This is a genomic window from Nonomuraea sp. B10E15, from assembly GCF_039871615.1.
Classification (GTDB): Bacteria; Actinomycetota; Actinomycetes; order Streptosporangiales; family Streptosporangiaceae; genus Nonomuraea.
The window spans coordinates 236,361-254,560 of sequence record NZ_JBDPMB010000003.1 but is presented as its reverse complement, the minus strand read 5'-3'; the positions used below and the strand labels follow the sequence as shown (position 1 = coordinate 254,560).

The window sequence follows — 18,200 nt, the reverse complement described above, 5'->3', positions numbered from 1 at the left end:
CGGCGATGCGCCTCATTCCAGGCCTGCCGCACCACTCGTACCCTCTGATGCATGACACGTCGGCCGGCTGAGAGCGCGCCGCGCAAGGAGCGGTCGGCGCGGTGTCCGTCGAACCATCGTGCACGGCGGTGGCCGGACGTCGCCGCCCCAGCGAGAGGCATGAGGAGAACCTAGGTGGAAGACCCTGTGAACAGCCCGGCGGCAGACCAGGCCGGCAGGCCGGGCGGGCCGTCGCTCGTAGGCGCCCTCCGTCTCCCGGACGGCTCCTGGATCCGCGGCCGTGGCCTGCGCCATCCGCTGCCGGAGGGGCCGGTGCCCGATTTCGGCCTCTACCTCGGCTCCGACCGGCTCCGCCGGCGCCACGAGGACGGGCTGCGGTGGCCGCACGCGTGGGTCCTGTGGCCCGACTTCCTGCTGCCGCGCGACCGCGATCTGGCCGTACAGCAGATCCGCGCGCTGCACGAACGAGCGCGCACGGGCGCCGCGGTGGAGGTCGCCTGCGGAGGCGGCATCGGACGCACCGGTACGGTCATCGCCTGCCTCGCCGTCCTGGCCGGGCTGGACCCCTCCGACGCCGTCGCCTGGACGCGCGAGCACCACCACCACCGGGCCGTCGAAACCCCGTGGCAGCGCCGCTGGGTACTGCGCTTCCCGCCGGCCCGCGACAGCCGTTGACCTCCTTCGGCACACCGCGGATCAGGTCGCCCGCCGACGGCGAGAGGAGGGTGGAGCGATCCGGCCGCGTCGGCGCCCCTCGAGCGGGTCAGCCGCTGAGATGCCGGTTGAGCACCTCTCGGTAGCTGCGGTCGAAGGCGTCGTAACGGACCCGCAGCTCCGCGCCCGGCCAGCCGGGCGGCAGCAGCTCGTCCGGCAGCAGCGGATCGGCCATCAGGTGGCGCAGCACCGCGGCCGACACGACGAACCCCTCGGCCAGGCCGTCCGCGTGGTCCAGCGCGCGCTCCAGCCGGCGGGCCTCGGCCGCCCAGCCGTCCAGGTCCCACAGCAGGGGAGTGGGGTCGTCGTGCGGGCGGCCGTCGATCAGCGTGCACTGCGCGGTGACGATCTCCGGCCACGCGCCGCGCACCAGGTTGGCCGGCCGTAGCCAGGCGCCCTCGCGCAATTCGGCCAGTCGCAGCGCGGTCATCGTGTGCCGCAGGGCGGCCCGGTCGGCGGGCGCGCGCCGCTCGGCGGTGACGACGGCCACCTCCCATGTGCCGTCCCACGGCCTGGTGTGCGGATCCCGGCTCTCGTCCTGCCTGGCCTGGCGCTCGACCAGCCGCTCCGACAGCGTGTAGAAGCCGTCCTCCTGAACCAGGTCACCGGCCGCGACCATGCGCGACAGGGCCACCCGCACGGTGCCCTCGGCGATGCCGAACAGCCCGCCGATGCGCACCAGGTGACGGGCCGGCAGGCGCGGCGGGTGGCTGCCCAGCAGCGCGCTGAGCACGGCCGACCTGGCACTCAGGGTGTTACGCTCTTCCATCGCGTGTCGAGTATATGTAACACTCCGGATATGAGGCGCTATCTCAGCGAGCCGTTCGACGGCAGTGACCGCTACGCCACCGAGCGCTACCAGGGCGCCGCCGGGCGCAACTGGTGGGCCTGCGACCCCACGCTCCGCCTGCTCATGCGGCGGCACCTGGGCGACGGCTACACCTGGGCGGAGCCGCACCTCGACCGGCTCGGGGCGCTGATGGGCGGGCTCGTCGCCGAATGCGCCGAGGAGACCGACCGCAACCCGCCGCGGCTGGAGAAGCACGACAAGTGGGGCAGGGACGTCAGCGAGGTCGTCATGCCGCCGTCGTTCCTGACCGCCAGGCAGGCGCTCATGGAGAACAACTTCACCGCGCCGTCGTTCGCCGAGGAGGCGCGGGCGCATGGAGCCGATCCGTCCGCGCTCGCCGCCGCGTGGACGTACCTGCTCGACCAGGCCGACATCGGGATGGGCTGCGCACTTGGCACGGGCGGCGACATGGTGGTCTCCCTGGCCGAGAAGCACGCGCCCGAGGACGTACGCGAAAAGGTGCGGGAGATCTTCGCCAACGGCTTCTACTCCGGCGAGGCCGCTCAGATGTTCACCGAACGGACGGGCGGCTCCGACCTGGCCGCCCTGGAAACCGCCGCCCTCCCCGACGGCGACGCGTGGAGCCTGTCCGGGCTCAAGTGGTTCGCCTCCAACGCCAACGGCTCCGCGTTCGTCGTGCTCGCCCGGCTCCCCGACGGTGACGTGGCGCCCTTCCTGGTGTTGTGGGAGCGGCGCGACGGCACGCGCAACGGCGTGCGGATCCGGCGGCTCAAGGACAAGCTCGGCACCAGATCGGTCGCCTCGGCCGAGGTCGAGTTCACCGCGGCGGAGGCGTTCCTGCTGGCCGGATCGGATCCGGGCGCGGGCTCCGGCCTCGGCACCATGATGAAGCTCACCAACGCCTCCAGGCTCGGCGTGGCCATGATGGGCCTCGGCGTGGCCAGGCGGGCGCTGGTCGAGTCGATCTGCTACGCCAGGGCGCGCGAGGCGTTCGGGCGCCCTCTCATCGAGCAGCCGCTGATGCGCCGCAAGCTGGCCGAGCTGATCGTCGAGGTCGAGGCGGCGCAGGCGATGGTGTTCGACGCGCACGTCAGCCCCCGGCTGCGCCTCGCGCCCGCCCTGACCAAGCTGCGCGCCGCCCGGCTCGGCGTCACCGCCGCCGGCGACGCGATCGAGGTGCACGGCGGCAACGGCTACATCGAGCAGTGGCCGGTCGCCAGGCTGCTGCGCGACGCGCAGGTCAACCCGATCTGGGAGGGCGGGGACAACATCCTCTGCCTCGACGTGCGGCGGGCCATGCTCAAGGAGCAGGCGCACCTGCCCTTCCTCGACCGGCTGCGCTCCTTGGCCACCTCCGGCCTGGTCGGGGCCCGCATCGACGACCTGGCCAAGGCCATCGAGACGTGGCACACGCTGGACCGCGAGGTGGCGGAGGAGCGGCTCTACCCGCTCGCGCAGTTCATGGCCGACGTCTACGCCGCCGCGCTGCTGGAGGACCAGGCCCGCTGGGGGCTCGACGACGGCCGCAAGGCGCTCGTGGCCCGCTCGTACGCCGAGGCGCACCTCGTGGATCACGGCCCCCTGCGCGGACTCGACCGCCCCGCCGGGGACCCGCAGCGGTTCGACGACCTGCTGTCGGGGGTGTTCACCGGCTGACCATCCCGCCACCGCCCTCCGTCACGCGCGCAGTACGGTGATGTGGCGGCCGGAGGGTGTGGTCGCCTGCTCGAAGCCGCCTCGATCCTTCCAGGGCGGGGCTTCGGGGCGCCGGTCGAAGATGACCAGCACACCGGTGGTGAGGGTGAGCCGGTCCAGATAGCGGTCGAGTTGTGCGAGACCGTCGGGCTTCGGGTCGTTCTCTCCGGCGCGCCATACCTTGAGTTCCATGGCCTCGCGCTGCATGAGCCGTTCGCCGCCTGGGCCGGCGTAGGGCCAGCGGATCAGTACGTCGAGGCGTTTGGTGCCGGCGGCGTATTCGCGGTCGAGATGACCTCCGCCGTTGACCAGGCGGTGCAGGAAGGCCATGAGGATGATCTGGCAGGCGGCTTCGTGGTAGCCCTCCTGCTGGATGAGGACCTCGCCGTGCTCGCGCCAGAACACGACGAACTCCTGCAACAGGCGCGGCAGGTCGAACCGGCCGTCCGGCAGGAGGAAGCTGCGCGGATCGGCCATCACGTACTGTTCCGACGGGGCTCCCAGCACCCGAAGGACGACCTCCCGGTAGATCGGGTTCGCCACCTCCAGCGGAGGATTCTGCTTGATCAGGCCCAGGTCGCGGACGTAGGACAGATCGTCGGAGAAGGTGAAGTCGATGTCGGGCAGGACCCCGGCCACCATGGGCTCCATCACCCGCTTGACCCGTGGCTCGTGCAGCCGGGCCACCAGGGCGTCCAGGTGGGTGGCCCGCTTGCGGATCAGCCGCTCCTTGGCCTCTTCCACCTCCTCGGCGGTGACGGCGCCGGTCGTCCCTCTCTGGAGGATGATGTCGAAGGCGAGGGCGTTGACCAGCCATGGTTGTCCCTGGGTGAGCTCGAAGACCCGGTCGATCGCGTCCTTGGTGAACTCCTGGCCGGTGGCCTGGGTGTGCTGGCCGTAGAGCTCGGCGATCTCGTCGGGGGTGAAGTCGCTCAGGCGCAGAGACTCGGCGACGATGTTGAACGGGCTGGCCGGATTGCTCCTTTCGGGGTCGCCACCTGAGGCGACCTTGTAGTCGCGCAGGTCACGCAGGCCGCACAGTGCCACGGATGCGGGGAACGGGTGGCCCTCATGCCGGGCGTTGTGGCCGTGGCGGAGCTGGCTGAGGATGCTGACCAGGCTGTTGCCCTGCAGGGCGTCGATCTCGTCGAGGAACAGCACCACCCGGCGCGGGCAGCGGCGGCACCACTCGCTCAGGGCCGAGCCGAACCGGGCGCCCGGCGTGACCTGCGGCCGGGGATCCGGCGGCAGCAGGTTCTCCGGCCATCCCGTCCGCTCGGCGGCCTCGCGGAGGGAATCCAGCAGCAGCGACTCCGCGGCGGCGTAGTCGTCGCCGGCCGCCTTGGCGCGTTCGCAGGAGAACAGCAGGGCCGCGGTGTCGCCCTCGGCGGTCAGCTCGGACGCCAGGGCGCCCAGTGTGGTGGTCTTGCCGGTCTGCCGGGGCGCGTGCAGCACGAAGTAGCGGTCCATGTCGATGAGCTCGCGCGCCTGAGGGAGCCGCTGAGCGGGGGACAGCATGTAGTGGTGCTGTGGGCCGCAGGGACCGGTGGTGTTGAAGTATCTCGCTCGGGGTGGGCGCATGCTCACATTCTGTCATCATGCGCCGTTCTGGTGTGAGGTTCCGCGTCGAGACCGTCGGCGCCTGCCCGGATCGCGCCCGTTCGAGCTCAAGGAGCTGGTGTCCCTTTCGCCGGCGGTGTGAGCCTGGCCTGGCCGCACTCGTTCATCGCCGCCCGCGCCTGGGAGATCGACATCGGGGGAACGGGTAGCCCGTGGGCCGCGGTCGAGCGCAGACCGTCGAGGGTGAGGGCGAGGTGCCGCCGCCAGGCCCCGGGCGCGGTCCCGAACGTGGCCCGCACGGTCGCCGCCACGCCCCAGATCACGAAAGCCATGTCGGCGAGCGTCACGTCACCGCGCAGAGCCCCGGATCCCTGGGCTCGTTCGATGATGCGCACCATCGGCTCGATTCCCTTGCCGTCTCGTGCGGCGAGGTCGTTGTAGCCGAGGTCGGCCGCCTGCAACTCGCAGACGCCGGTGAGGAACGCGACGAAGCCCTCCCATGGGTCGTCCGCGGTCAGGGCCTGTTCGGCGATCGCGGCGACCGTGGCCGCCCGGTCCTCGAAGACCGCCTCCACGAGGTCCTCCCGGGTGGCGAAGCGGTTGTAGAGCGTTCCGATGCTCACCCCTGCCGTCCGGGCGATCTCTTCGAGCGGCACGTCTAGCCCTCGGTCGGCGAACAGCCGCCGGGCCGCCTCCAGGAGTCGCTCGCGGTTGTGTACGGCGTCCTTGCGCATGCCCGCCAGCCTAGCTAAGTTGAGGCTCTATTCAACTTGAGGAGAGTCTCAACTTATGTCCCGAACGATCCTGATCACGGGTGGAACCCATGGCATCGGCCGGGCCCTCGCCCGCCACTACGACGAGCGCGGCGACCGGGTGATCGCGGTGGGCAGCCGCGACGCCGACCTCAGCTCGCTCGAGCAGACCCGTGACCTGGCCGAACGGGTCAGCGCGGAACACCCGGTGATCGACGCTCTGGTGCTCGGCGCCTTCAGGTACCACCCGAGGAGGATCGAGACCGAGGAGGGTTTCGAGGCGACCTTCGCCCTTTACGTGCTCAGCCGCCGGCTCCTGGCCGTGGCCCTGCGCACCTCGCTGGAACGGGCCGGCAGGCCGGTGATCGTCAACCTGTGCGGGACCGGCCCCGGGCGGATCCACTGGGACGATCTCCAGCTGACCACCAGGTACCGCCCTCTCGCCGCCATCACCCAGGGCGCCCGAGCCAACGCGCTCCTGGGTGCCGCCTACGCCTCGGAACGGACACGGTACGTGCTCTACAACCCGGTCTTCGTGGCGACCGGCCTCCACCGGCCCTTCAAGCAGCCGGTACGAGGCATCGTCCGCGCGGCGTCCGCGCTGTTCGCCCAGCCCCCGGCCGAAGCCGTGCCGCCGATCGCCGCGCTCATCGACGATCCCCCCGCCGGACGGCTCACCGCGTACAAGAAGGGAAAGCCCGTCAGGCTCGACGCCGATCCGGGTGAAGCCCGGCGATTCGAGGAGCTCGTCCGATCGATGACGGATCACGCGCGGCGCTGCGGGTAGCGGCGGGGCGCGGTCTCCGACGCCCGACGGGTGGGCGCGGTCGACCGCAGGACGGCCCCGCGCGTTCGGTGACGTCGATCCGTCTGTCGCAGCGGTTCGGCGCTCCAGGTCAGCGGGACCGGCGGCCCCGGTTGCCGCCCTTGCCGCCCTTGCCGCTCCTTCCGCGAGCGGACGGCGCCGACCTGCGGCCGGATCCGCCCTGGGGCTTGCGAGCCTGTCGCTGCGACGACTGCTGCGCTGACTTCTGGGCTGACTTCTGGGCCGGCTTCTGGGCGGGCTTCTCCGATGGTGTCGCGGGGGCGCGGCCGCGCGAGCTGTTCGCCGTGCGGCCGCGTACGATGCCGATGAAGTCCTCCACCAGATCGGTCGTCCGGTCGGTGGGCCAGGCCAGCGCCACCTGCGACTGCGGCGCGTCCGTCACCGGCCGGTAGGTGAGGTCCTTACGGTGGTGCAGTCGCGCCAGAGACTGGGGGACCAGGACGAGCCCCGTCCCGGCGGCGACGAGCCGGATCGTGTCCGCTGTCGTGGGCGGGCGTTCGAACGCGGGCAGTCCCGGGCGGGTCGTCCAGTCGAGGACGTCGTCCAGCGGGTGGAACACCTCATCGTCCGCCAGATCGGCGACGGTCACCTCGTCGGCCGCGGTCACCGCGTGGTCTTTCGGCACCACGACAACCGTGGTCTCCACGTACAGGGGAATCACGCTGAGCCCGTCCCGCTCGACCGGCAGCCGGACGAACCCGGCGTCGGCGCCTCCGCCGCGCAGCAGCTCCACCACGTCGGCGGCGGGAACCGAGACCAGGCTGAGCGGCACGCCGGGCATCCGCTCGGCCCAGATGCCGGCCCATTTCGCGGGCGTCACCCCGGGCGCGTACGCCAGCCGGAAGACGTCGCCGCTCTCCTCGTGAGTCACTCCGCCAGGGTAGCGACGTCAGGAGGACCAACGTTCACTGACTACCCTGGACACCATGACCTCGCCCAGACCCAAGACGACCCAGACGATGAAGCCCGCGACCGCGGCCAAGAAGCTGGGCATCCTCCTCTCGGCCACACCCGCCGACTTCCAGGAAGGCGTCGTCTCCAGGAGCGAGCTGAACGCGATGCAGGCGGCCCCGCCCGCCTGGCTGGCCGATCTGCGCCGTAACGGCCCGCACCCCAAGCAGGTCGTCGCCGCGAAGCTCGGGGTCTCCATCTCCGGCCTGGCCAGAGCCGGGATCACCGAGCCGCTCACCACCGCCGAGATCGACGCGATCAAGGCGGAGAACCCCGCGTGGCTGGAGCACGAGCGCTCCGTCCAGGCCGAGGTCCGCAAAGAAGCGCAGCGCCTCAAACAGAGCTAGTCATCCACTCGGATCCTGGACAACCGGTCATGCGCGTAGAACGGTGACGTGGCGGCCGGGTGGTGTGATGGCCTGCTCGAACGTGCCTCGTTCCTTCCACGGCGGGGCCTCAGGGCGCCGGTCGAAGATGACCAGCACGCCGGTGGTGAGGGTGAGGCGGTCGAGATAGCGGTCGAGTTGGGCGAGGCCGTCGGGCAGCGGGTCGTCCTTGCCTGCGCGCCACACCTTCAGCTCCATCGCCTCCCGTTGCATCCGTCGTTCGCCGTCCGGACCCGGGTAGGGCCAGCGGATCAGCACGTCGAGGCGTTTGGTGCCGGCGGCGTATTCGCGGTCGAGGTGGCCGCCGCCGTTGACCAGGCGATGCAGGAAGGCCATGAGGATGATCTGGCAGGCGGCCTCGTGATAGCCCTCCTGCTGGATGAGGACTTCACCGTGCTCGCGCCAGAACACGACGAACTCCTGCAACAGGCGCACCAGGTCGAACCGGCCATCAGGCAGGACGAAGCTGCGCGGGTCGGCCTTGACGAATCGCTCCGTGCGGTCACCCAGGACCCGTAGCAGGACCTCCCGGTAGATCGGGTTGGCGATCTCCAGGTCCCTGGTCCCCCGGATGAGGCCGAGATCGTGAACGTAGGAGACGTCATCGTCGAAAGACGTGTCCGTGCCTGGCCACGTTCCCGCCACGATCGGTTCGATCACCCGTTCCACCCGTGGTTCGTACAGGCGCGCCACGAGAGCGTCCAGGTGGGTGGCTCGCGCTCTGATCAGCCGCTCCTTGGCTTCTTCCACCTGCCCGGCGGTGATGGCGCCGGTCACCCCCATCTTGAAGGTGATCTCGTGGGCGAGGGCGTTGACCAGCCATGGTTGTCCCTGGGTGAGCTCGAAGACCCGGTCGATCGCGTCCTTGGTGAACTCCTGGCCGGTGGCCTGGGTGTGCTGGCCGTAGAGCTCGGCGATCTGGTCGGCGGTGAAGTCGCTCAGGCGCAGAGACTCGGCGACGATGTTGAACGGGCTGGCCGGGTTGGACCGGCCGGCCTCGCCACCTGAGGCGACCTTGTAGTCGCGCAGGTCACGCAGGCCGCACAACACCACGGAGGCGGGGAACGCATGCCCCTTGTGCCGCGCGTTGTGGCCGTCGCGGAGCTGGCTGAGGATGCTGACCAGGCTGTTGCCCTGCAGGGCGTCGATCTCGTCGAGGAACAACACCACCCGGCGCGGGCAGCGGCGGCACCACTCGCTCAGGGCCGAGCCGAAGCGGCTGCCCGGCGTGACCTGCGGCCAAGGCTCCGGCGGCAGCAGCTCCTCCGGCCATCCCGTCCGCTCGGCGGCCTCGCGGAGGGAATCCAGCAGCAGCGACTCCGCCCAGGCGACGTCGTCACCGGCCGTCTTGGCACGCTCGCAGGAGAACAGCAGGGCCGCGGTGTCGCCCTCGGCGGTCAGCTCGGACGCCAGGGTATCCAGCGCGGTGGTCTTGCCGGTCTGCCGGGGCGCGTGCAGCACGAAGTAGCGGTCCATCTCGATGAGCACTCGCGCCTGGGGGAGCCGCTGCGCGGGAGGCACCATGTAATGGTGCCGCCGGTCGCAGGGGCCGGTGGTGTTGAAGTATCTCGCTCGGGGTGCGCGCATAGATACATACTGTCACTGCTTGCTGGGTCAGCAGTGATTTCGCGCCTTAAGCCGGACGCCTCCGCGCTGTTCCAGGGCTCCTCGGCGACGTCACCGTCACGCTGCCCTTTCCTCCGCCGCACGGGCCTTCGCCAATTGGCGCTCCCGCACTGTGCACGCGAGGCGCACGACCATCGAGCGGACGGCTTCGGCGGGACGGTTCGACGGCACGAACAACTGCTTCTTCACCCGGGCGAGGTGCTGATGCCTGACGATGGACGGGCGCAGCCGCGATTCCCAGGCGGTCAGCGCGGCGTCGAGGTCGCCGGGGTTCTCCCGCAACTCCCGGCCGAACTCGGCGCCACCTCGCAGGGCGAAGGTGGCGCCCATCCCCGAGTAGAGGTTCAGGCACCACGCCGCATCGCCCACGAGCACCGCCTTTCCTCTGCTCCACCGGGGCATCTTCACCTGGTGCACCGAGTCGAACAGGAAATCCGGCGTCTCTTCCAGGGAGTTCAGGGCGTGCCGCACCACGGGGTCGTCCATGTCGGAGAACGCGGTGCGCAGCCGCTCGATCCTGGATCCGGTGAACTCTCCTTCGACGTCCTCGGTCCGGTAGGTCAGCAGGGCGGTCGGGGGCCGGTCGGCGAACCCGAACACCCACGCCCCACGGCCCGCGCGGGCGCTGATGATGCTGTCCGCCTCCTTGAACGACGGCACTTGTTCCTTGAGCTGGAACGCGCAGATCACCGCGTTCCACCCGGTCATGTAGTCCTCGTGCGGGCCGAAGACCATGCGGCGCACGCTCGATCGCATGCCGTCGGCGCCCACGACCAGGTCGAAGCTCTCGCGGTGCCACTGGCCGGTGCCGGTGTCTTCGAGCAGCACGCGCACGTCGACACCGGTGTCGTCGATCTCGACGGGTTCCGTGGCGAACCGCACGGCGATGGGCTCGCCCGTCCCGTCCCCGTGGATGCCCTCCCAGAGCGCGGCTTCGATGTCCCCGCGGACCATCGCCGCGGGGTTGCCCGGCTGGTGCAGGAATCCCAGGCCCGGCTCAAGGCTCCCCCGCCGGGTCAGCGACCACGCCTTCCCGCCGCCGGGCGGGTTGCGGGTGTGCAGGTGGTCGCGGATGCCGAGGTCGGCGGCGGCCTGCCTGCCCTCCGGCATGAGGCCGACGAAGTAGCCGCCTCTTCGGCGTTCCTGGGCCCGTTCGACGATGACCGGCTGCCATCCGGCCCGCCGTAGCCCGATCGCCGCGGACATGCCGGCGATCCCGAGCCCGACGACCAATGCGCGTTTCCGCATGATGTCGTTCTCCCTTCGTCTTCGGCGTGGTCAGTCGGGGACGATGACGGCGCGGGTGCGACCTTGGTGCGCCCAGGCCTCGCCGACGCGGCTGAGCGGGTAGGTGGTGTACGGCGCGTCGAAGGTGCCGTCGGCGAACCGGGCGATCATCTCGGGGAACTCGGTGATCATTTCGGTCTTGGAGACCGAGCCCATTCCGCTGCCGGTGATCCGGATCCGCCGGCTGCGCAGGAGCGCCGCGGGCAGCGCCGCCTCGGTTCCCGCGAGCGAGCCGATCTGCACGTAGGAGGTCGCCTCGATGCCGTCGTCAGGGCGGGTGCTTCCCAGTGCGGCGAAGGCGGCCTCGGCCACGGGGCCCCACACGAAGTCGAGGATGAGTCCGGGCTGCGCCTCGGCGACGGCGGTGGCGAGGGCGCTCGCCCCGGCCTCGGGTGCCGGGTCCGCGAGCGGGACGGTGACGGCACCGAAGTCGCGCAGCCGTTCCAGTGCCTCGCGATCGCGTCCGGCCGCGATGACCTGCTTCGCGCCGAGAGCCAGCGCCGCCCGCGCGGCCAGGCCGCCCGACATGCCGGTCGCCCCGAGCACCAGCACGGTGCCGAGTTCGCCCGCCTCCTTGCGGTGGGCGACCAGCGGCATCCAGCCCGCCGAAGCGGGGTTCATGCCGGCGGCGACGGCGAGCGGATCGGCTCCGGCGGGCAGGTCCACCTCGAACGGGGTGACCATCAATTCGGCCATCGTTCCCCAGGGCGACCGGGCGAGGCCCGTGTAGACCAGTCGCCCGTCCTCGGTCCTGGCCACGGCGTCCACGCCCGGAACCAGGGGGAACGCCGTGCCGCCGCGGTAGTGGCGGCCGGAGGCCATCCCGCGGACGACGTGGTGCAGACCCGCGCCCACGAGTCTCAGCGGCGCCCGGCCCGGCTGTGGTTGCGGGTCGGGGAAGTCCGCGCAGACGGGTGTCGATTCTGGGGTGTTCACGACTGCGGCACGCATGACACGCTCCTGAACAAAGTTCAATTCTGGCGCCACCCACCGTGCCTGAACTTTGTTAAGCTGTCAACCGTGGCGAAGGGCATCACGCGAGAGCGGATCGTGGCGGCGGCACTCGAACTGCTCAACGACAAGGGCATGGACGCTCTCACCGTCCGTGCCCTCGCGTCCCGGCTCGGTGTGGGAGCCCCCGCGCTGTACTGGCACGTCCGCAACAAGCAGGAACTGCTCGACGAGATGAGCACGTTCGTCATGCGCCGCGTGATCCATGCCCTGTCGGAGATCGATCCGGGCGCCGACTGGCGTGACGCCATGGCCGCCTACGCGCGCGTCCTGCGCTCGGAATACCTGAAGTACCGGGACGGAGCGCGCATCTTCAGCGGCACCCGCTTCTCCGAGCCCGAGGTGGTGAAGGAGAAGGAGCCCTGGCTCGGGCGCTTGACCGCGGCCGGGTTCTCACTGGCCGAGGCGGACGACGCCCTCGACCTGATCACCGCGTTCGTGGTCGGCTTCGTGATCGAGGAGCAGGAGCGCAACCGGCCCGCCGGCGACGACCCGGATCGCTACTCACTCGCCGAGCGCGACGCGTGGCTGGGTGAAGGCGCCGATCTGGTCAAGGCCGCCGGACATCTGCGCGACGACGGGGATCAGAGGTTCGAGCGGCAGCTCGGTGTCGTTCTCGACGGGCTGGCGGCCCGGTTGCGTTGACGGCCCGTCGTCGTGGCCGCCGGGTGTACCAAACGTCGGTGCTCCGGGCGCGGGAAGCACCGACGTGGACGTGGACGTTCGGCCGCTACTTCGGCAGCCAGTCGGCTATTTCGAGGGAATGCGGGACCTTGAGTTCGAGGGTGTCACCGACCACGCTGTCGAGCGCGTCAACCATTCCCTTGGCGTCCTTGCCGGAGGCCGTCTGCGCCAGTTGCAGGGCGAGGGCCTGCTTGACGGCCGTTCCCGAGCCGCGGTAGATGCCGTGGCGGGTATTTCTGTCGGCGAACACCTTGCTCGCGTCGGCGGTGCTGTTCGCGGTGTTCAATCCGCCAAGCAGGTCGCCTGAGACCCAGCATTCGTCGATTTCATCGATATTCCATTCTCCGTACCACGCGCAGTCGCCGAGCCATTTGCGGTGGGGGACCTCGCCGCCGATCGAAATGATGTAGAAGGTGAAGCCGATGTTGCCGACCTTCTTCCAGTCCGCGAGATTAGTGTGCTGCAGGGTTATTCCCTTGCTGACGAGGCTGAAAGCGGAGAGTGTGGTGGTGAAGTCGGGCTTGTCGCCGGGCCTGTTCTTCGGGGCCGGGGCGTAGTGACGAATGGTCCATGGCAACGCGAGGATGGGGCCCAGACCCCTTTTGCGAACGGCCGGTACGCCGTCGAACTCTTTGGCGGCGTCCGGGATCCGGTTGAGGATGTCGAGTCCGGGGAACTGCGTTTCCGTGAGTGCTGTCATGATCTCCCAGGCATCGGTCTTCCCGGCTCTGGCGAGCGCTTCGACGAGTTCGGTCTCGCTGGCGGCGTCCTGGATAAGCTTTTCGAAGGGCATGGACATCGCACTTCACCGTCCCATCCTTGAGAAGGAATTCGACCGTCAAATTAACATTCGAGCCTTCGCTGGGCAAGTGCTCAATTGATTTGGCTATAAGAGATGCCATCTCCATATAGCCTGATTAATCACCTTCTGTCCATATAAATCATGTAAGGGGGTGGGTGATGGGTCGGCACGCGGACGATCTGGCGCGGGAGATCGTCCGGTTTTCGCGAGCGTGTCCGCGTGGCGGGTGGCAGCTTTGGTCCGAGGCCGCGGTGTGGGCGTACGCTCGGCGCGTTCGGCGAAGGAGGCTCGTATGACGGTACGCGTGGAGCGTGAGGGACCGGTCACCACCGTGGTGCTCAGCAGGCCGCAGGCGCGTAACGCGGTCGACCGTGAGACGGCCGGCGCGCTGGCCGGCGCGTTCCGTGATTTCGAGGAGTCCGACGCGGCGGTGGCGGTGTTGTGGGGGGAGGGCGGCACGTTCTGCGCCGGGGCGGATCTCAAGGCGTTGGACAACCGGGTGGGCGAGGAGGGCGACGGGCCGATGGGGCCGACGCGGATGCGGCTGACGAAGCCGGTCATCGCCGCCGTCGCGGGGCACGCGGTGGCGGGCGGGCTGGAGCTGGCTCTCTGGTGCGACCTGCGGGTGGCGGAGGAGGGGGCGGTGTTCGGGGTGTTCTGCCGCCGGTGGGGCGTGCCGCTGGTCGACGGCGGCACGGTGCGGTTGCCGCGGCTCGTCGGGGCGTCCCGGGCGATGGACATGATTCTCACCGGGCGGCCGGTCGGGGCGCGGGAGGCGTACGCGTGGGGGCTGGCCAACCGGCTCGTGCCGGAGGGCACCGCTCGGCGGCACGCGGAGGAGCTGGCCCGTGAGATCTCCCGGTTCCCGCAGGCGTGCCTGCGCGGCGACCGGTTGTCGGCTCTGGAGCAGGAGGGGCTGGGGGAGGAGGAGGCGATGCGGAACGAGATGCGGCACGGGCTGGTCTCGCTGCCGGACGCTGCTGCGGGCGCGGCCCGCTTCGCCGCCGGCGCGGGACGGCACGGCGCCTTCGGCGAACCCTGAACGCTGGCGCGCCGTCGACTTGTACGTTCTGTCAATCTGCAGTCGGCTAGCTGTGCCTGTCCCGAGAGCGCGCTCGACGACGTGCTGTCCGGCAGCACCTGCCTCAGGGAGCTGAGCCGGAACATTTGCATACCGGTCCGATGTGTCGGCGTGGAAAGCCATACTGGGTCTGGCCATCGCTTGGCAGCGGCTCGATCGGGATGCGTAGATGTTCCAGCACAAAGGAGTCTCGTGGTGAACGGCAGCGTGCACTTGTCAGTCCGCGTCCCCTGGCATGATTCGGGCTGGTCGGGGAGGGTCTGTCATGATCCGCTGGGAAACGCGTCCTGTATCCTGCTCAAGAACGTCGGCCGGCATCGCGACGACAGATACGAAGCTGAACACGCCGGAAGGTCACTAGATGAGGTAGAGGTCCACCGCATCGCCTGTGTGCAGGAGCGTGGAACGTTCCTCAGCGCGCACCCCTACACGTTCAACATGAAGCACCCGTACGCATGGCATAAGGCGCTGAAGGGCATAGAGGCCACGCCTCTCACAGTCCCGGCTTACGGTGTTCATACGATTCCTTACTTCTGGTTGAACCGGGACGGAGTCAACAACGTTCTTAGCGAGTTCGACGTTGACTTTGACGAGCACCTCGAAGACCAGGTCGACAAGCTTCTCTTCAAGGGCGAGTGGGTGATGCACGCCCGAAACCAGCAAGCGCTGATAACGCGCTTCTTCGAGGACGTCACTCCACACGAGTCCCTGGTCTTCTTCTACGCCAAGCACTCACCGTTCGATGGCAGCCGCGTCGAAGGACCGCTTCTGGTCGGCGCCGCCCAGATCACTGGCAAGCAGCTTCCCGGGTTGTGGCGGACTGACGGTCACACCGCGTTCCCGACCCACATGTGGGAAACCTCTCTCACCCATTCGCTCCGGCCGGATGGCACCGGAGGAATCCTCCTTCCGGTGGCTGAGCTCGCCGAGCTCGACGCTCGTGGCGAAGATGTGAGCGAGGCGCTGGCCTGGGCGCCGGAGACCAAAGGACGCGAATTCGCCTACGTCACCGAGCACGTCGCCCATGACACCGCGATCGCCACCTTGGAAAGGCTCTTCACAGCTGCTCGCCACTGCCATGAGTTGGGGATCGACGTGCCAGAGGCGTCGCTGGCATGGCTCGACGATCGCATCGGCGAACTGTGGACCATGCGTGGTCCGGCACCTGGATTGGGCGCCGTGCTGGGCGCGCTGAAGTTTCCGCACAGTAAGGTGCTGGCCCGGGCGGTCGCCAGGCAGACGGCTGCGGACACTGATCCGTGGGAGACGCTGACCGAAGCCATCACCCACCGTGGGCGTTACCCCGATGAGCTCGACCGGCTCATACCCGAGACGCATCGCAAGATTTGGCAGCAGTTCACTGCGGAACAGCTCCAGGTCCTGCGCCTGCTGTCGAGATTCCAGCTCACCACCGAGCAGGCCGAGATGCTCTTCCAAAAGAAGATCACCGACCTTGAGCACGACGAGTTGCTGGATAATCCGTACTTGGCGCACATCTGGACAGCCGATCAGCTCGTAGCCGTGAGCTTCGAGGTGATAGACCGCGGCTGCTTCCCCAGCGCCGCGATCCGGCACTCGTTCCCGATGCCTGAGCCGAGCGCGATGGAGGATGGCGGTGACCCGAGGCGTGTCCTGGCACTGCTGGTCACTGTCCTTGAGGAGGCCGCAGCCGACGGCGACACCGTGGTCACGATGGAGAGCGTCATCGCCAGGATCGAGGCGCGGAAGCTGTCCGTTGCGTGCCCGATCTCTGAAGAACTCCTCCTTGCGTGTCGCTTCCATCCGACACAACTGGACTACGATCCCGAGCAGCCTTACTGGCCGCCAGTAACAGGTACCAAGCTTGAGGATGGGAGCCCTTCTTACAAGCTGGCGCGCCTGGAGACGATGGCCTACCTCATCCGAAGCGTGATCAAAAGCCAGCATGCTCGGCCATACCATGCTGTCCCGGAAGACCTCGGGACCAAACTGGACGAGGTGCTTCCTAGCGATGTGCCTGCGGACGATGACGATGCCGAGACCGAGAAGCGGGCACGCGCCGAGAAGAAGGCGGCGCTGGCCGAACTGTACGCTGCCCCCTTGAGCGTTCTCAACGGGCGCGCGGGAACCGGTAAGACCACTCTGATCAAGGCACTGGTCCGCCGGGAGGAGGTTGCGAACAGAGGTGTTCTGCTTCTCGCTCCCACGGGGAAGGCGCGAGTCCAGCTGCAGAACAAAGTGGATTATCCCGCGCAGACTATTGCTCAATTCTTAATAGGACATGGACGCTATAATTCCGACACCCAGACCTACGCGCTTTCCCAGGCGCCCAAGGCGCCCTTTACTGGGACCGTCATTATTGACGAGGCGTCGATGCTCACCGAGGAGCAACTGGGCGCGATCCTGGACGCTCTTACGCCACCCGACCGGCTCATCCTGGTAGGAGACCCGCGTCAGCTCCCGCCGATTGGCGCGGGGCGGCCCTTCGTCGATCTCATCCACTGGCTCAAATCGGAGGCGAACGAGCCGCACTTCCCTCGGGTCGTGCGCGGACACGCCGAACTCATCGAACTACGTCGCCAGAAGGGGCATATTCGTGATGATCTGATGCTGGCCGCCTGGTTTTCTGGGGATGAGGTGCCGCCGGGTTTTGATGAGGTTTGGGAGAAGCTTCGCTCCGGGGAGCGCTCGGACGCGCTGGCTGCGCTGCCCTGGCGTGGGTCCCGGCCGCTGGAGGTCATCGAGCAGGCCTTGGCCGATGAACTGGGCGTGTGCGGTCCTGACGCGGCTAGGCACTTCGAAGTCTCCTACGGCGGCCACGTTGATGGGGCGTACATCAACTTCCCTGAAGGAAAGGACGGCGCTGCGGATCAGTGCGAGAAGTGGCAGGTGCTTTCGCCGACGCGTGGACACGGGTGGGGAACCGTCGAAATCAACCGCCACTTGAAGCGCACTTTCCGGCAGCGGGAGATGCGACGGGCGACGGCATCCAAGTGGCAGCGCACCACGCCGCCGCCTCTCGGCGCCGAGCAGATCGTCCTCGGTGACAAAGTACTCAACACCCAGAACGGAAGGCTGCCGAAGGTCCCCTGGTCAGCTGGCCTGGGCTACGTGGCCAACGGCGAGATCGGCGTCGTGGTCGGACGGCTCGGCAAGAAGGGCAGCAACCCGAGAGACACCCTCGTCGAGTTCTCCTCGCAGGTCGGCACGACTTACAAGTACGCGGCGCTGGCCGAGGACGATCCGGCGCTGGAGCTCGCATGGGCGATCACCATCCACAAGTCCCAGGGGTCGGAATTCCGCAAGGTCTTCGTCCTGCTGCCCAGCTCGGCTCGGAAGCTGTCGCGAGAGATGCTTTACACCGCGCTCACCCGCCAGCAGGACCAGGTGATCCTTCTACATGAAGGCTCGATCGATGAGCTTCTTGAGCTGACCATCTCGACCGGCTCGGAAACCGCGCGCCGGCTGACCGACCTCTTCGGCCTACCCATGCCACGTGAGGTCTTCTTCCCTGACGGAACTTCGGCGGGGAAGCTGGATGCCAGGCTGATCCACATCACCGGAAACGGAACGCTGGTCCGCAGCAAGAACGAGGTGATCATCGCTAACATCCTGGACAACCTGGTCCGTGGGCACTGGCGTTATGAGCTTCCGCTGGAGATCAACGGCAAGACTCTCCGGCCAGATTTCACCATCCGTGCACCAGGCGGCAGGACGATCTACTGGGAGCACCTTGGCATGATCGAAAGTCCGGCCTACAGGCAGACGTGGGAGCGCAAGGAGGCCTGGTACCGCAGCGGCGGCATCCTTCCCGTCGAAGACGGCTCCGTGCATGAAGGCTCGCTGATCCTGACCACGGACAACCTCGACGGGGTGGACGTGCCGCAGTGGACCGAGCTGGCGCGCAAGGTGATCGGTGAGGTCCCGTCAGGCCCTGTCATACCACCCAAGAAGAAAGTGAAGAAGACCCTGCCTGGAGTCTGAATCCGGTATATCGCGTCCGGGCGGTCACAGACAGACAGGCCGCAGGAGTCT

The 18,200-nt window shown here is 68.6% G+C and carries 15 protein-coding genes; 7 read left to right on the top strand and 8 right to left on the bottom strand.

Annotated features, from left to right (window positions below):
* Positions 1 to 174 precede the first annotated feature (174 nt).
* Positions 175 to 675 carry a protein-tyrosine phosphatase family protein gene (locus ABGB14_RS14080; protein WP_347644055.1) on the top strand — a complete coding sequence of 167 codons (501 nt, stop codon included), beginning with the start codon at positions 175 to 177 and terminating at the stop codon, positions 673 to 675.
* An 88-nt stretch (positions 676 to 763) separates the two neighbouring features.
* Here the strand turns inward: ABGB14_RS14080 and ABGB14_RS14075 are convergent, their stop codons facing one another.
* Entirely contained in the window at positions 764 to 1,483 is a 720-nt protein-coding gene (locus tag ABGB14_RS14075; RefSeq protein ID WP_347644054.1) for a PaaX family transcriptional regulator C-terminal domain-containing protein, read from the bottom strand.
* Positions 1,484 to 1,513: 30 nt separating this feature from the next.
* On the opposite strand from ABGB14_RS14075, the gene ABGB14_RS14070 reads away from it, so the two are divergent.
* Complete coding sequence (locus ABGB14_RS14070; RefSeq protein WP_347644053.1) at positions 1,514 to 3,181, top strand: acyl-CoA dehydrogenase family protein; 1,668 nt, start codon at positions 1,514 to 1,516, stop codon at positions 3,179 to 3,181.
* A gap of 21 nt (positions 3,182 to 3,202) precedes the next feature.
* Here ABGB14_RS14070 and ABGB14_RS14065 read toward each other — a convergent pair whose 3' ends face one another.
* Both ABGB14_RS14065 and ABGB14_RS14060 read right to left on the bottom strand, forming a co-directional pair.
* Complete coding sequence (locus tag ABGB14_RS14065) at positions 3,203 to 4,801, bottom strand: ATP-binding protein (protein WP_347644052.1); 1,599 nt, start codon at positions 4,799 to 4,801, stop codon at positions 3,203 to 3,205.
* Between the two features lie 86 nt (positions 4,802 to 4,887).
* Entirely contained in the window at positions 4,888 to 5,514 is a 627-nt protein-coding gene (locus ABGB14_RS14060; protein WP_347644051.1) for a helix-turn-helix domain-containing protein, read from the bottom strand.
* A gap of 55 nt (positions 5,515 to 5,569) precedes the next feature.
* On the opposite strand from ABGB14_RS14060, the gene ABGB14_RS14055 reads away from it, so the two are divergent.
* Positions 5,570 to 6,319, top strand: a complete 750-nt coding sequence (locus ABGB14_RS14055) for an SDR family NAD(P)-dependent oxidoreductase (RefSeq protein WP_347644050.1) — start codon at positions 5,570 to 5,572, stop codon at positions 6,317 to 6,319.
* A 109-nt stretch (positions 6,320 to 6,428) separates the two neighbouring features.
* Here the strand turns inward: ABGB14_RS14055 and ABGB14_RS14050 are convergent, their stop codons facing one another.
* On the bottom strand, positions 6,429 to 7,229 hold the full coding sequence (locus ABGB14_RS14050; protein ID WP_347644049.1) for a LysR family substrate-binding domain-containing protein: 801 nt from the start codon (positions 7,227 to 7,229) through the stop codon (positions 6,429 to 6,431).
* A gap of 55 nt (positions 7,230 to 7,284) precedes the next feature.
* Here ABGB14_RS14050 and ABGB14_RS14045 point away from each other — a divergent pair, with 55 nt between their 5' ends.
* Positions 7,285 to 7,656: a DUF5997 family protein gene (locus ABGB14_RS14045; RefSeq protein WP_347644048.1), complete on the top strand. Its 372-nt coding sequence runs from the start codon at positions 7,285 to 7,287 to the stop codon at positions 7,654 to 7,656.
* A 27-nt stretch (positions 7,657 to 7,683) separates the two neighbouring features.
* On the opposite strand, the gene ABGB14_RS14040 is transcribed toward ABGB14_RS14045, so the two are convergent.
* The 3 genes from ABGB14_RS14040 to ABGB14_RS14030 form a co-directional block, all read right to left on the bottom strand.
* Positions 7,684 to 9,282 carry an AAA family ATPase gene (locus ABGB14_RS14040; RefSeq protein WP_347644047.1) on the bottom strand — a complete coding sequence of 533 codons (1,599 nt, stop codon included), beginning with the start codon at positions 9,280 to 9,282 and terminating at the stop codon, positions 7,684 to 7,686.
* A gap of 96 nt (positions 9,283 to 9,378) precedes the next feature.
* Positions 9,379 to 10,569 carry an FAD-dependent monooxygenase gene (locus ABGB14_RS14035; RefSeq protein ID WP_347644046.1) on the bottom strand — a complete coding sequence of 397 codons (1,191 nt, stop codon included), beginning with the start codon at positions 10,567 to 10,569 and terminating at the stop codon, positions 9,379 to 9,381.
* Positions 10,570 to 10,599: 30 nt separating this feature from the next.
* Positions 10,600 to 11,559 (bottom strand): hypothetical protein, encoded by a 960-nt coding sequence (locus ABGB14_RS14030; protein WP_347644045.1) that lies wholly within the window; start codon positions 11,557 to 11,559, stop codon positions 10,600 to 10,602.
* Positions 11,560 to 11,628: 69 nt separating this feature from the next.
* On the opposite strand from ABGB14_RS14030, the gene ABGB14_RS14025 reads away from it, so the two are divergent.
* Positions 11,629 to 12,264 carry a TetR/AcrR family transcriptional regulator C-terminal domain-containing protein gene (locus ABGB14_RS14025; protein ID WP_347644044.1) on the top strand — a complete coding sequence of 212 codons (636 nt, stop codon included), beginning with the start codon at positions 11,629 to 11,631 and terminating at the stop codon, positions 12,262 to 12,264.
* A gap of 85 nt (positions 12,265 to 12,349) precedes the next feature.
* On the opposite strand, the gene ABGB14_RS14020 is transcribed toward ABGB14_RS14025, so the two are convergent.
* Positions 12,350 to 13,102 (bottom strand): hypothetical protein, encoded by a 753-nt coding sequence (locus tag ABGB14_RS14020; protein WP_347644043.1) that lies wholly within the window; start codon positions 13,100 to 13,102, stop codon positions 12,350 to 12,352.
* 295 nt (positions 13,103 to 13,397) lie between these two features.
* Between ABGB14_RS14020 and ABGB14_RS14015 the strand changes: the two genes are divergently transcribed.
* Both ABGB14_RS14015 and ABGB14_RS14010 read left to right on the top strand, forming a co-directional pair.
* On the top strand, positions 13,398 to 14,147 hold the full coding sequence (locus ABGB14_RS14015; RefSeq protein ID WP_347644042.1) for a crotonase/enoyl-CoA hydratase family protein: 750 nt from the start codon (positions 13,398 to 13,400) through the stop codon (positions 14,145 to 14,147).
* Between the two features lie 234 nt (positions 14,148 to 14,381).
* A complete protein-coding gene (locus ABGB14_RS14010; RefSeq protein ID WP_347644041.1) occupies positions 14,382 to 18,149 on the top strand; it encodes an AAA family ATPase in 3,768 nt (1,255 codons plus the stop codon).
* The last annotated feature ends 51 nt before the right edge of the window (positions 18,150 to 18,200 follow it).

Bases quoted from the DNA above. Each gene is read 5' to 3' on its own strand.
- ABGB14_RS14075 (WP_347644054.1), bottom strand. From the start codon at position 1,483: ATGGAAGAGCGTAACACCCTGAGTGCCAGGTCGGCCGTGCTCAGCGCG.
- ABGB14_RS14070 (WP_347644053.1), top strand. From the start codon at position 1,514: ATGAGGCGCTATCTCAGCGAGCCGTTCGACGGCAGTGACCGCTACGCC.
- ABGB14_RS14065 (WP_347644052.1), bottom strand. From the start codon at position 4,801: ATGCGCCCACCCCGAGCGAGATACTTCAACACCACCGGTCCCTGCGGC.
- ABGB14_RS14060 (WP_347644051.1), bottom strand. From the start codon at position 5,514: ATGCGCAAGGACGCCGTACACAACCGCGAGCGACTCCTGGAGGCGGCC.
- ABGB14_RS14055 (WP_347644050.1), top strand. From the start codon at position 5,570: ATGTCCCGAACGATCCTGATCACGGGTGGAACCCATGGCATCGGCCGG.
- ABGB14_RS14045 (WP_347644048.1), top strand. From the start codon at position 7,285: ATGACCTCGCCCAGACCCAAGACGACCCAGACGATGAAGCCCGCGACC.
- ABGB14_RS14040 (WP_347644047.1), bottom strand. From the start codon at position 9,282: ATGCGCGCACCCCGAGCGAGATACTTCAACACCACCGGCCCCTGCGAC.
- ABGB14_RS14035 (WP_347644046.1), bottom strand. From the start codon at position 10,569: ATGCGGAAACGCGCATTGGTCGTCGGGCTCGGGATCGCCGGCATGTCC.
- ABGB14_RS14030 (WP_347644045.1), bottom strand. From the start codon at position 11,559: ATGCGTGCCGCAGTCGTGAACACCCCAGAATCGACACCCGTCTGCGCG.
- ABGB14_RS14020 (WP_347644043.1), bottom strand. From the start codon at position 13,102: ATGTCCATGCCCTTCGAAAAGCTTATCCAGGACGCCGCCAGCGAGACC.
- ABGB14_RS14015 (WP_347644042.1), top strand. From the start codon at position 13,398: ATGACGGTACGCGTGGAGCGTGAGGGACCGGTCACCACCGTGGTGCTC.